Origin of the sequence: Paenibacillus sp. FSL M8-0212, from assembly GCF_038004645.1 — a bacterium.
Classification (GTDB): domain Bacteria; phylum Bacillota; class Bacilli; order Paenibacillales; family Paenibacillaceae; genus Paenibacillus.
This window is the reverse complement of record NZ_JBBORP010000001.1, coordinates 1,468,901-1,482,690: the sequence shown is the minus strand read 5'-3', so window position 1 is coordinate 1,482,690 and position 13,790 is coordinate 1,468,901. Positions and strand designations below refer to the sequence as shown.

The window sequence follows — 13,790 nt, the reverse complement described above, 5'->3', positions numbered from 1 at the left end:
AAATATATTAGAGAAGATTTAGCCCTATTAATTCTAAAAAAAATTAGACATGTATTGCGTTGTATGAATGGATTTTAGGATATAAACACGATGCAACTGGGATAGAGGAGAGCAACACAGTAAAGGTGGTTGATTTGTGGTAAATGAATTTTATTAAATTAAGTATTGTAATTAATATCTATGCGTGATATATTATTAGTCCGGCCAAGAAAACACGGTTGAATACTGGTGCGGCAAGCAAATGAAATAAGCTTCGAAAGAAACTTGAAAAAAGAGCTTGCAAAGTTGGTTCGGACATGATATTATATAAGAGTTGCTGAAGAGAACGACATTCGGTAACGAAACAAGTTTGATCTTTGAAAACTGAACAACGAGTGAGTAAACATTCTGCTTGCAGAATGAACGCGAAAGTTTGAGACAAGCCTTGGCTTGGATCGGCTGGAGCACAAATGAGATTTTTAATCTCGTCAGATTCAAAATGAGCTTATCGCTCTTTTCAATACTTTATTGGAGAGTTTGATCCTGGCTCAGGACGAACGCTGGCGGCATGCCTAATACATGCAAGTCGAGCGGACTTGAAGAGAAGCTTGCTTCTCTGATGGTTAGCGGCGGACGGGTGAGTAACACGTAGGCAACCTGCCCTCAAGTTTGGGACAACTACCGGAAACGGTAGCTAATACCGAATAGTTGTTTTCTTCGCCTGAAGGAAACTGGAAAGACGGAGCAATCTGTCACTTGGGGATGGGCCTGCGGCGCATTAGCTAGTTGGTGGGGTAACGGCTCACCAAGGCGACGATGCGTAGCCGACCTGAGAGGGTGATCGGCCACACTGGGACTGAGACACGGCCCAGACTCCTACGGGAGGCAGCAGTAGGGAATCTTCCGCAATGGGCGAAAGCCTGACGGAGCAATGCCGCGTGAGTGATGAAGGTTTTCGGATCGTAAAGCTCTGTTGCCAGGGAAGAACGCTTGGGAGAGTAACTGCTCTCAAGGTGACGGTACCTGAGAAGAAAGCCCCGGCTAACTACGTGCCAGCAGCCGCGGTAATACGTAGGGGGCAAGCGTTGTCCGGAATTATTGGGCGTAAAGCGCGCGCAGGCGGTCATTTAAGTCTGGTGTTTAATCCCGGGGCTCAACCCCGGATCGCACTGGAAACTGGGTGACTTGAGTGCAGAAGAGGAGAGTGGAATTCCACGTGTAGCGGTGAAATGCGTAGATATGTGGAGGAACACCAGTGGCGAAGGCGACTCTCTGGGCTGTAACTGACGCTGAGGCGCGAAAGCGTGGGGAGCAAACAGGATTAGATACCCTGGTAGTCCACGCCGTAAACGATGAGTGCTAGGTGTTAGGGGTTTCGATACCCTTGGTGCCGAAGTTAACACATTAAGCACTCCGCCTGGGGAGTACGGTCGCAAGACTGAAACTCAAAGGAATTGACGGGGACCCGCACAAGCAGTGGAGTATGTGGTTTAATTCGAAGCAACGCGAAGAACCTTACCAGGTCTTGACATCTGAATGACCGGTGCAGAGATGTACCTTTTCTTCGGAACATTCAAGACAGGTGGTGCATGGTTGTCGTCGCTCGTGTCGTGAGATGTTGGGTTAAGTCCCGCAACGAGCGCAACCCTTATATTTAGTTGCCAGCATTTCGGATGGGCACTCTAGATAGACTGCCGGTGACAAACCGGAGGAAGGTGGGGATGACGTCAAATCATCATGCCCCTTATGACCTGGGCTACACACGTACTACAATGGCCGGTACAACGGGCTGCGAAATCGCGAGATGGAGCCAATCCCAACAAAGCCGGTCTCAGTTCGGATTGCAGGCTGCAACTCGCCTGCATGAAGTCGGAATTGCTAGTAATCGCGGATCAGCATGCCGCGGTGAATACGTTCCCGGGTCTTGTACACACCGCCCGTCACACCACGAGAGTTTATAACACCCGAAGTCGGTGGGGTAACCGCAAGGAGCCAGCCGCCGAAGGTGGGATAGATGATTGGGGTGAAGTCGTAACAAGGTAGCCGTATCGGAAGGTGCGGCTGGATCACCTCCTTTCTATGGAGAATCGTTTCCTGCAACGGAAACATTCAAATATGCAGCTTAGCTGCAAAACACTCACTCGTTGCTCAGTTTTGAGAGCTCAAACTCTCAAACAGCTTGCTTTTGCATGGAGCTTGTTCTTTGAAAACTAGATATCGAAACGAAACAAACGCGAATTAGAACATTCCTTTAAGCTGATCTTGTGTAAACAAGTGAAGTGTTTTTATAAGGTAGATTGCACGTACGATGGTATCGAATGGGAGCGACTTTTGGCTTTGCGCAAGCAAAACAAGGGAAGCGAGCAGTCGAAACCGGAGCACGAGGTTAAGCTACTAAGAGCACACGGAGGATGCCTAGGCGCTAGGAGCCGATGAAGGACGTGGCGAACAACGAAACTGCCTCGGGGAGCTGTAAGCAAGCTTTGATCCGGGGGTGTCCGAATGGGGAAACCCAGCTGGGGTAATTTCCAGTTACTCACAACTGAATACATAGGTTGTGTAGAGGCATACCAGGGGAACTGAAACATCTAAGTACCCTGAGGAAGAGAAAAATAGTGATTCCGTCAGTAGCGGCGAGCGAACGCGGAGAAGCCCAAACCAGAGAGCTTGCTCTTTGGGGTTGTGGGACGTCTCACATGGAGTTACAAAGGAACCGGTTAAGTGAAGAGGTCTGGAAAGGCCCGCCAAAGAAGGTAAAAGCCCTGTAGTTGAAAGTTGGTTCCCTCCGAGACGGATCCCGAGTAGTGCGGGGCACGTGAAACCCCGTATGAATCCGGCAGGACCATCTGCCAAGGCTAAATACTTCCTAGCGACCGATAGTGAAGCAGTACCGTGAGGGAAAGGTGAAAAGCACCCCGGAAGGGGAGTGAAATAGAACCTGAAACCGTGTGCTTACAAAAAGTCAGAGCCCGTTTTAGGGGTGATGGCGTGCCTTTTGTAGAATGAACCGGCGAGTTACGTTCCCGTGCAAGGTTAAGGTGAAGAGCCGGAGCCGCAGCGAAAGCGAGTCTGAATAGGGCGACTTAGTACGTGGACGTAGACCCGAAACCGGGTGATCTACCCCTGTCCAGGGTGAAGGTGCGGTAACACGCACTGGAGGCCCGAACCCACGCATGTTGAAAAATGCGGGGATGAGGTGGGGGTAGCGGAGAAATTCCAATCGAACTCGGAGATAGCTGGTTCTCCCCGAAATAGCTTTAGGGCTAGCCTCGGAAACTAGAGTCGTGGAGGTAGAGCACTGATTGGGTGCGGGGCCCGCAAGGGTTACCAAGCTCAGTCAAACTCCGAATGCCATAGACTTACTTCCGGGAGTCAGACAGTGAGTGCTAAGATCCATTGTCAAAAGGGAAACAGCCCAGACCATCAGCTAAGGTCCCCAAGTGTGTGTTAAGTGGGAAAGGATGTGGAGTTGCACAGACAACCAGGATGTTGGCTTAGAAGCAGCCACCATTGAAAGAGTGCGTAATAGCTCACTGGTCGAGTGACTCTGCGCCGAAAATGTAACGGGGCTAAACACACCACCGAAGCTATGGCTTGATGCTTTGCATCAGGGGTAGGGGAGCGTTGTATAAGGGTTGAAGGTGTACCGTAAGGAGCGCTGGACATTATACAAGTGAGAATGCCGGTATGAGTAACGAAAAGATCAGTGAGAATCTGATCCGCCGAAAGCCTAAGGGTTCCTGAGGAAGGCTCGTCCGCTCAGGGTAAGTCGGGACCTAAGGCGAGGCCGAAAGGCGTAGTCGAAGGACAACAGGTCGAAATTCCTGTACCACCGTAAGCCGTTATGAGCAATGGGGGGACGCAGTAGGGTAGTGACGCGGACTGATGGATGTCCGTCTAAGCAGTAAGGCTGATGTGTAGGCAAATCCGCACATTGTAAGGCTGAGCTGTGATGGGGAGCGAAAATTATAGTAGCGAAGGTCATGATCTCACACTGCCAAGAAAAGCCTCTAGCCAGGTGATGGTGCCCGTACCGCAAACCGACACAGGTAGGCGAGAAGAGTATTCTAAGGCGCGCGGAAGAACTCTCGTTAAGGAACTCGGCAAAATGACCCCGTAACTTCGGGAGAAGGGGTGCCCCGGTAGTGTGAATAGCACGAGGGGGCCGCAGTGAAAAGGCCCAAGCGACTGTTTAGCAAAAACACAGGTCTGTGCGAAGCCGTAAGGCGAAGTATACGGGCTGACGCCTGCCCGGTGCTGGAAGGTTAAGGGGAGTGGTTAGGAGCAATCCGAAGCTGTGAACCGAAGCCCCAGTAAACGGCGGCCGTAACTATAACGGTCCTAAGGTAGCGAAATTCCTTGTCAGGTAAATTCTGACCCGCACGAATGGCGTAACGACTTGGGCGCTGTCTCAACGAGAGATCCGGTGAAATTTTAATACCTGTGAAGATGCAGGTTACCCGCGACAAGACGGAAAGACCCCATGGAGCTTTACTGCAGCTTGATATTGAATTTGGGTACGATCTGTACAGGATAGGTGGGAGCCTTTGAAACGTGAGCGCCAGCTTGCGTGGAGGCAACGTTGGGATACCACCCTGATCGTATCTAGGTTCTAACCTGGTACCGTAATCGGTGCGGGGACAGTGTCAGGTGGGCAGTTTGACTGGGGCGGTCGCCTCCTAAAGAGTAACGGAGGCGCCCAAAGGTTCCCTCAGAATGGTTGGAAATCATTCGAAGAGTGCAAAGGCATAAGGGAGCTTGACTGCGAGACCTACAAGTCGAGCAGGGACGAAAGTCGGGCTTAGTGATCCGGTGGTACCGCATGGAAGGGCCATCGCTCAACGGATAAAAGCTACCCTGGGGATAACAGGCTTATCTCCCCCAAGAGTCCACATCGACGGGGAGGTTTGGCACCTCGATGTCGGCTCATCGCATCCTGGGGCTGAAGTAGGTCCCAAGGGTTGGGCTGTTCGCCCATTAAAGCGGTACGCGAGCTGGGTTCAGAACGTCGTGAGACAGTTCGGTCCCTATCTGTCGTGGGCGTAGGAAATTTGAGAGGAGCTGTCCTTAGTACGAGAGGACCGGGATGGACGTACCGCTGGTGTACCAGTTGTTCCGCCAGGAGCACCGCTGGGTAGCTATGTACGGACGGGATAAACGCTGAAAGCATCTAAGCGTGAAGCCCCCTCAAGATGAGATTTCCCAGTATGTAAGACCCCTTGAAGACGACGAGGTAGATAGGCTGGGGGTGGAAGTGCAGCAATGCATGGAGCTGACCAGTACTAATCGGTCGAGGGCTTATCCAATTAGCAAGTTGTAATTCGCATGTTTCGTTTCGAATCTAGTTTTCAGAGAACAACACTCTGAAATGTAAGCTACGCGTTTGGTGGCGATGGCGGAGGGGTTCCACACGTACCCATCCCGAACACGACCGTTAAGCCCTCTAGCGCCGATGGTACTTGGACCGCAGGGTCCTGGGAGAGTAGGACGCCGCCAAGCAATAGGAAGACACACTTGATGATATCGAGTGTGTCTTTTTTATTTCAATGTAATTCATTTTATGTAATTCATTAGTTCTGATTTGACTTGTTATATACATAAAATACTGGCGTTCCAATCCTTAAAGCTGTGATACAATAGGTGAGGTCTATATAGAAAACGGAAACACGCATAAGTACGAGGAGGAACAGTGAACACGATGAAATCAGCCCCGTTTATTGCCGTGGAAGGTCCGATCGGAGCGGGGAAAACAACGCTGGCAACGATGCTTTCCCATGAATTGAATCTTCCGTTAGTTAAAGAAATCGTAGAAGAGAATCCATTTCTGGCTTCCTTTTATCAGGATATCGACGAGTGGAGTTTCCAATTGGAAATGTTTTTTCTGTGTAATCGGTTTAAACAACTGGAAGACACGGGCGCTCATTATGTAGAGCAGGATACCCCAGTTATTTCAGACTATCATATCTATAAAAACATGATTTTTGCCGATCGTACCTTAAAGGGAACGAAACGGGATAAATATCGTCAAATTTATCATCTGTTAACAGATGATCTGCCAAAGCCCAATCTGGTGCTCTATATTGAAGCTGAACTCGATACGTTGATGTACCGCATTAACAAGCGTGGGCGCTCATTTGAGCAGGATATGGACCCGGCATATATGGAACAATTGATCGCTGATTACAAAACAGGCATGGATTATCTGGCGAATAGCTCAAATCCACCAGTAATCATTAAGGTTAATGCAGAGCAACTCGACTTTGTGGAACATCCTGAACACTTCAGGCAAATTGTTAATCAGGTAAAGGAGTATATCATATGAATAACTATGGCATTCCAACGAATGCATTAATTACGATAGCAGGTACGGTTGGAGTGGGTAAATCCACGTTAACAGCTGCGCTTGCACAGCGTTTGAATTTCAAGACTTCTCTGGAGCAAGTTGATCATAATCCATATTTGGAGAAGTTCTATCATGACTTTGAGCGTTGGAGCTTCCATCTGCAGATTTATTTCCTGGCAGAGCGCTTCAAGGAACAGAAAAAGATTTTTGAACTAGGTGGGGGATTCGTACAGGATCGTTCCATCTATGAAGATACGGGCATTTTTGCACAAATGCATGCAGATCAAGGAACCATGTCTGCTACAGATTTCGAGACATACAGCAGTTTGTTTGAAGCGATGGTAATGACACCGTATTTCCCACATCCAGACGTGCTGATCTATCTGGAAGGCAGTCTGCCTTCGATTTTAAACCGTATTACGGAACGTGGACGCGAGATGGAAATCCAAACGGACCGTTCGTACTGGGAGCACATGCACGAGCGCTATTCCGTGTGGATTGATCAATTTACGGCTTGCCCTGTGCTGCGTCTGAACATTGATGAGTATGATGTGCATGATCCGGCATCGGTGGATGCCATTTTGGCACAGATTGCAGCTGTCATTCAGCCTTCCAAGGAAGTGCAAAGATAAGATAGAGCGAGTTTTCCAATATAGTTTTCTGGATTACAGAGGTTATATCTATGATATAGATACGGACAACGTCCCTTCTACGGCTATTATGCTGTTGAAGGGATGTTTTTTTATGTGCCAAGGGAATGATTATGAGATGTTTGTGGACAAAACTAAAAGGATATATTCGAGCGTATAAGGAAATGGATGCTTAATATATCTTTTCTATTATATAAATACATGGTCACCAAAAGTAGAAAAATGTTGAATAATAGGTCTTTTTGTGGTTTCATAGGAAAGGTGAATTCTGGAAAAGAAGCATATGCATGACTCAGGAGGGAAAGACAACGTGGAAGAGAAACAAGGAGTTAAAATCGGTATGCCGATCATTGGTGGCTTAATTGCAGCCATTCTGGGAGGCATCGTATGGGCAGCTATTGCCGCAATGACCGAGTATGAGGTGGGATTAATTGCGATTTTGATTGGAGCGCTCACGGGCTACGCAGTTGTGTTGTTCTCCAATAAACGAATTGCGACGGTGCATAAAGTCATTGCCGTACTTTTTGCGCTCGTCGGCATTCTGCTGGGGAAATATCTGACGGTGGTTTATTTTACTTCCGAACTGTTTGGTGATGTAGGCGTGATGGAACTCGTGTTTGATAGCGAGATGATCAGTGCGTTTGTGGAAACCTTCCAGGACTACTTCAGTCAACCGATTGATTTGTTATTCATCGTGCTTGCAATTGTATCTGCATGGCAGATTCCTGGCCGGATGGCGAGAACCAGTTTAGCTACGGATGCATCTTCATCGGAGCACGCGCCAAGAGCTTAATCGGATGGACGGTGGACGCTTGGCAGCAAAATGAAGAACGTTTGATAGAAGAAACTTAATGCTCATCATCCTAAGCACTTGTGAAAAGGTTATATCGAAGGACTGGTAGCAGAAGAAAAACGTAGTAAAGAGCATCTGCTTTAAAAGATATTTATAAAGTACTCAGAGTGAGCAGCAGTTAGGCATGTTCACATTGCGGCTGAGTTACTTGCATACATAAAAGGGACGATACGCCTGAGGGTGTACGTCCCTTTTGTGTATCCACCAGGTAGGGGTGGATATTGCTCATAACTTTTGCAACAATTCGGATCGAATTAAATTACTTACCACATAACCCTAGTAAATATCCAGCATGTTCATAAGGTTAATTACAAGAAAGATAGGGTCACCCCAGGAGGTAGGTTCAAATATCCGAATGGTCATTTACAGCGATAAAGCTGATGATGAGAGATTACTTTTACCACTAGAGGACAGAGCTCTAAGTTCCAGATTATCGTTTAAAGCGCATATCTTACGGCAATGAGAGTTGAATAATACTGTATGAAGTTGAAGACAGGGCTATATTATTTGTTTTGGTCAGCGAATACAGCCATGGCATCTTTCATAAATACTGCCAATCCATCGCCAAACTGATCAATATTACGAGTGAAGCGTTCATCGTCTACGTACATCTGACCAAGTCCTCTAAAGGCCTCAGGTGAGTAGCTTCCCATTTGGTTTAGCCAAGTGTACCACTCTTTAATGCCTGCCTGTGCCTCCGCAGACGCTGGTTCTGTGTGACGAAGTGAAGCCAGATGTTTGTAGATTTCGTTCATTTGATCGGATAGAGCTTTCTGATCCGTGGTTGATTTACTGTGGAGCTTCTGATTTGCCTGATCTACGGCTTGGTCTCCCCACCGTTCACGCGCTTCCTGTTCATACGGATTCTGGCTAAAATCAAATCCTTCGAATTGTTCTTTGGCTGTCATTTTAATTTCTCCTCTCACGTGTAGAACTGTTCTATCAATAGTAGCAATCATCTGGTCCAAGCGTTGGCGCTTCTCCAGCAAAATAAGTCGGTGCATATTTAGTGCTTCTTCTGGATCGAAGGAGGGGTTGGTGATAATGTTTTTGATCTCCTTCAGAGAGAAGTCGAGTTCCTTGAAAAACAAAATCTGCTGCAACCGTTCCAGGTTGGCATCTGAATATAATCGATACCCGGCAGCAGTTACTTCGTCTGGGGTTAATAGTCCGATCTCATCATAGTGATGCAGTGTGCGCACACTGATCGAGGCAAGTTCGGCAACTTCTTTTACCTTCATGGCCATGTGTGAAACCTCCTTACAACACCGATTGTACAGTGTCACGTTACGTGAGAGTCAACAGTTGAAAATGAAAAAACAAGATGCAAGCATGGAGGCTGCATCTTGATTATGGATTGGTGGCTGGATGTGAATAGATGTGATGAAATTATTGTATCATTCAGTCACTGTAGGGGAGCGGCTGTGCTTCTATGTCGAAGACATGGGTTGCTGCCGCGCCGCGGGGGTGTTTTGAGGCTCCTCTGTTATGGAGAGGAGCGTGAACAGTTGTGGGCTGCACCATGTATGCGGTGCAGCCCACGGGGCTGGCAGTGCAGGGAGAGCAGGGCTACGCCTGCACCCCGCGCACTGCCGCAGCGAACTGCGCAGCCGCTGCGCGCACATCGGCCGCGCCCGCGATGGCGGAGATGACGGCTACGCCGTCGGCTTCAGCCGCCATCACGGCGGCCGTGGTATCGGGCGTAATGCCGCCGATACCCACAACCGGAACTGCGATGCCTGCGGCGCGCAGTTCTGCCACCCCTGCGGGGCCCAGCACAGCATGGGCATCCGCTTTGGAGCGCGTCGGGTATATGGGCCCGACGCCAAGATAGTCGGCGCCCGCCTGCACCGCACGGCGCGCCTCATCCACGGAGTGGGCGGATACGCCAAGCATCCGCCCATCTCCAATGCGGGCGCGTACCAGCGCCGCGTCCGCATCTTCCTGGCCGACATGCACGCCGTCGGCCTCCACCGCTACAGCCAGCTCCACATCATCGTTCACGATGAACGGCACCCCGTGCTGGCTGCACACCTCACGAAGCCGCATCGCAAGCGTGATGCGAGCTTCGTGAGCCAGGGCGCCAGTTCCCTTTTCACGGAACTGGAACAGCGTGATGCCGCCAGCAATGGCCTGGCGCAGCACTTCCACAGGGTCTTGCGTTGTATTAACGCTGCCCATCACCAAATACACCTGCATCGCGCGTCGTACTGCTTCTGCATCCCAAGGGCGCATCACTGCTCACCCCGCTGTCTGCGCTGATACGCAAAATGATTCGTCGGCCCATGTCCGGCCCCAATCCCCAGCTCATCTTCGATGGCCGCCTGAATGAATGCTCGCGCAGTCGTAACGGCAGCCAGAACAGGTGAACCCTTGGCTAACTCTGCGGTGATCGCAGCAGAGTATGTGCATCCTGTTCCGTGTGTATGACGTGTTACCACACGAACATTCTCCAGATAATGAAAAGACTGCCCATCGTAGAGCACATCCACGATCATGCCACTTCCTTCATCATGACCACCTTTGACCAAAGCATACGTCGAGCCCATCTGTACAATCCGTCTTGCGGCTTCTTCTCGCTGACTCAGATTCGTAATGGCCATCCCGGTAAGCAGTTCCGCTTCAGGAATATTAGGTGTTGTGATCAGGGCATGGGGCAACAGCTCCGTAACCAGCGCCTGTACCGCTTCATGCTGGAGCAGGGGGGCGCCACCTTTGGCTACCATCACAGGGTCAATGACCAGATTTGACCAACGGTATTGCTGCCATTTCTCAGCCACTAGACGAATAATCTCGGCACTATATAACATCCCGGTCTTCGTTGCGGTTGGTTGAAAGTCCTCCCCGGTCGAGTCCAACTGTTGAGCGATACCATCGTAAGGGATGGGAAAGACACCCTGCACTCCTGTTGTATTTTGGGCAGCAATAGCGGTGATGACGGTCATGCCGTATACCCCAAGCTCCTGGAATGTTTTCAGATCGGCCTGAATTCCTGCGCCGCCCCCGTTATCAGAACCTGCAATGGTTAGCGCTTGAGCAAAGCTCATATTGCACCTCCACGGATCTGACGGATCTGTGCGCGTTCTGACAAGAGGTCGGTTGTAACTTGTGCTAATTGATTCAACAATTCAATCTGGAAGCTACCCGGTCCCTGATGAGCCGTTCGCTCTGCCGCCAGTTCAGCTGCTACACCATAAAACACGAGCGCTTCAACAACACTGCCTAGAAGATCGGCTTCTGATTCCGCTATGGCTGTAAAAGCGCCAATCACCGAACTGAGCAGACAACCTGCACCCGTGACCTGAGTGAGTAAGGCATGTCCATTACTTGTGAGGAATGTGGATTGTCCATCAGTAATGATATCTTCTTTCCCGGTAATGACCACAACACAGCCAAGTTGTTGTGCTGCCCGCTCAGCAATTCCAATCCGGTCACCTTCACCTGATCCTGCGTCTACACCTTTGATACTCCAGCTCTCACCGATGACATTGGCGACTTCCGCCACATTGCCGCGCAGCACCGTGAGGCGAAGCTCACGAACGAGCATCTGCACGGTTTCCGTGCGATAGGTGGTTGCCCCTGCGCCGACGGGATCAAGCACCACAGGCACGTGATGCGCATTAGCCGATTGGCCTGCAAGTCGAATCGCCTGAACGACATTGTCATCGAGTGTACCAATGTTGAGTACCACGGCACCTGATATCTTGGCGACATCAGCGACCTCTTCATGAGCATAGGCCATAAAAGGGGACGCACCGAGTGCAAGTAGACCATTGGCTGTGAAGGGAGCAACGACAAGGTTGGTAATATTGTGTACCAGCGGATTTTGCGTACGAACACGTTCCAAATAAGACATATAATTTCCTCCTTGTTTTGAAGTAACCCCATCGGCGGAAGTCCGATATCTGGAGTCACTCAGCAGAATAATAGGATATGAGTCTCCTTGTTGAGTAGGGGTGCAGAGTAAAACAACAGCCAGATGCATTAATGCGGGAAAAGCAGAAACGTGAAATCTAAATTCTAAAATCTAAAATCTAAAACAATTTCATAACTCACTAAAAATGAATTTTTGTAAATGGATATAGACAAATTGAATCATTCTGATCGATATCTAGCCTTGATTGAAATAGCTAAAAGGTAGATTCATATAAAATGTAAATTCGCAGATAGACAACAGTACAAATACGAAACAATAAAAAAAACGAAACGATACAAAATACAGAAAGTGAACCGAAGGTATTTCTCCAAACTCAGGCTAAAAATACGGTGATAGACGTTTAGCTTCCAACTAGTGTCTTGAAGCCCAGGCTGGTCGATATCCGACTGATCGAGGGGCGATCGGGCACCAATGGTCAGACGATGTTTCTAAAGAACCCAGGACGTCTTATATGGCTGTCAGATCCTCCTTTTGAAATGTAAGGAACACAGGACACGTTATTTCCCAGAATCTCCTGACCAAAACGCTGCAAACAGCTATTTATTCCGATATAACATTTCTCAGGTTCCTTAGATTTCTGCAACCGCTCCAAATCCATGAATAGGGCACCCTCAGATTCGTTAGCGCTCGCTCCATGTTCTACTCTGAGCATATTAGGGCGCGATTCAGCTCCCAGTAGGCTTGAAGATAGGAGCTAACTTACATTACCAAATACATATCAACAAGCCACCAAAACTCATATCAAGCTGCCCAGATGCACATCAGGCCACTTAGGCTTGTTATAAATTCTGATCCTCCGATGCTTGATTCAGGCCAATTCCATTTCGCAAACCTTCATGCATCAGATCCTACGTTTTTGCTAACTTTGCTTTCATTCCCTTTGCGTTCATTCACTTCTCCTTCATTCACGTTGCACTCCTTTACTTACTCTCCTTGCAGATGAATAAAAGCATCCTCGGCTTTCACCGATTCAGGAATCAAAGCCTTTTCAACGAGCCATGCGCGTACATTTTCCCATGATTCCATTTCCTGCCGGCCAAATGGTTGGCCTTCTTCATTCATGAGTGGCAGTAGAATAGCCAGACTTTTGGTTTCGATCTCCGGGTCAAGCGGAGACGTTTCATTCTCATGAGCGAGCAGAATATTCAAGGCTTCTTCTGGATGCTCAGTCACATATTTCTGTCCTTCCTGGATCGCTTTGACGAAACGGGTAAGTTGGTCTTTTTTTGCTTCAATGCCAGCTTCACTCGCGGTCAGGACCAATTCATAATAATCAGGCACACCATAATCGACGGGGTTAATGGATTTCATGGCATGTCCTTCTTTCTCCAAAATCAATTGCTCATGGTTAATAAAACCACCCATAATCGCGTCCGCCTGTCCAGAAGCCAGCGAAGGAATCAGATCGAACCCAACGTCGACCAGATTCATGTTGTCGGGATTGCCACCATCGTGGCTGATCATCGTACGCACCATCGCTTCATACAGGGGAATTGAGGAATAACCAACAGTTTTTCCTTCAAGGTCTTTGGGTGAGCTCACGTTGCCATTTGCTTCGGTCAACAGATGCACAAGCGGGTGGCGAACAACAGCAGCAATGGAACGTACAAGAATGTTCTCACCACGAGCGAGCAAAATTTGGGGCTGGTAGCTTAGAGCCAGATCAATTTTTCCAGCAGCAACAAGTTTGAGTGAATCATTGGTATCCGCAGGCATCTGAATTTCGACATCGAGACCTTGATCTGCAAAGTATCCTTTTTCTTGAGCGACGTAGATGAAGGAGTGTACTGCATTCGGGTACCAGTCGAGCATAATGGACAGTTTATCTTTGGTGTCAGATGCTGTTTCGGTTGCAGCGTCTGTTGTTGGCGTGTTTTTGCTGGTATTCGTGGTGCTGCATCCGCTAACGATCAGCAAAAGGCTAATGAGCATGATGGGAAGCAGGGAGTATATACCTTTGTTATTCATAAATGAAGGTCCTCATTTCATCGTTTTGATTTGTAGAAAATGGACAGCAGCATGTTAACG

At 48.8% G+C, this 13,790-nt stretch carries 8 protein-coding genes and 3 rRNA genes; 6 read left to right on the top strand and 5 right to left on the bottom strand.

The genetic code is table 11. From position 1 onward, the window contains the following. Nucleotides 1-504 precede the first annotated feature (504 nt). The 6 genes from MKX68_RS06640 (at nucleotide 505) to MKX68_RS06615 (ending at nucleotide 7,765) form a co-directional block, all read left to right on the top strand. Nucleotides 505-2,056: ribosomal RNA gene (locus MKX68_RS06640) — 16S ribosomal RNA — on the top strand. Between the two features lie 307 nt (nucleotides 2,057-2,363). Next, nucleotides 2,364-5,285, top strand: a 23S ribosomal RNA gene (locus tag MKX68_RS06635). A gap of 76 nt (nucleotides 5,286-5,361) precedes the next feature. Next, nucleotides 5,362-5,478 (top strand): 5S ribosomal RNA (rrf, locus tag MKX68_RS06630). The 16S, 23S and 5S rRNA genes sit together here, the layout of an rRNA operon. 199 nt (nucleotides 5,479-5,677) lie before the next feature. Continuing rightward, the gene (locus MKX68_RS06625) at nucleotides 5,678-6,301 is read left to right on the top strand and encodes a deoxynucleoside kinase (RefSeq protein ID WP_340915316.1); all 624 of its coding nucleotides are present in this window, start codon (nucleotides 5,678-5,680) and stop codon (nucleotides 6,299-6,301) included. Next, nucleotides 6,298-6,954: a deoxynucleoside kinase gene (locus MKX68_RS06620; protein WP_340910204.1), complete on the top strand. Its 657-nt coding sequence runs from the start codon at nucleotides 6,298-6,300 to the stop codon at nucleotides 6,952-6,954. Before MKX68_RS06625 ends, MKX68_RS06620 begins: the two co-directional genes overlap by 4 nt. Nucleotides 6,955-7,282: 328 nt before the next feature. Continuing rightward, a complete protein-coding gene (locus MKX68_RS06615; protein WP_340910201.1) occupies nucleotides 7,283-7,765 on the top strand; it encodes a hypothetical protein in 483 nt (160 codons plus the stop codon). Between the two features lie 563 nt (nucleotides 7,766-8,328). Here MKX68_RS06615 and MKX68_RS06610 read toward each other — a convergent pair. From MKX68_RS06610 to MKX68_RS06590, 5 genes are all read right to left on the bottom strand, one after another. Beyond that, a complete protein-coding gene (locus MKX68_RS06610; protein WP_340910199.1) occupies nucleotides 8,329-9,072 on the bottom strand; it encodes a MerR family transcriptional regulator in 744 nt (247 codons plus the stop codon). A gap of 322 nt (nucleotides 9,073-9,394) precedes the next feature. Further along, the gene (thiE, locus tag MKX68_RS06605; protein ID WP_340910196.1) at nucleotides 9,395-10,060 is read right to left on the bottom strand and encodes a thiamine phosphate synthase; all 666 of its coding nucleotides are present in this window, start codon (nucleotides 10,058-10,060) and stop codon (nucleotides 9,395-9,397) included. After that, on the bottom strand, nucleotides 10,060-10,872 hold the full coding sequence (gene thiD, locus MKX68_RS06600; RefSeq protein ID WP_340910192.1) for a bifunctional hydroxymethylpyrimidine kinase/phosphomethylpyrimidine kinase: 813 nt from the start codon (nucleotides 10,870-10,872) through the stop codon (nucleotides 10,060-10,062). The genes thiE and thiD overlap by 1 nt, the downstream gene beginning before the upstream one ends. Then, nucleotides 10,869-11,681: a hydroxyethylthiazole kinase gene (gene thiM / locus MKX68_RS06595; protein ID WP_340910191.1), complete on the bottom strand. Its 813-nt coding sequence runs from the start codon at nucleotides 11,679-11,681 to the stop codon at nucleotides 10,869-10,871. Before thiM ends, thiD begins: the two co-directional genes overlap by 4 nt. A gap of 1,005 nt (nucleotides 11,682-12,686) precedes the next feature. Continuing rightward, nucleotides 12,687-13,730: an ABC transporter substrate-binding protein gene (locus MKX68_RS06590; RefSeq protein WP_340910188.1), complete on the bottom strand. Its 1,044-nt coding sequence runs from the start codon at nucleotides 13,728-13,730 to the stop codon at nucleotides 12,687-12,689. Nucleotides 13,731-13,790 lie beyond the last annotated feature (60 nt).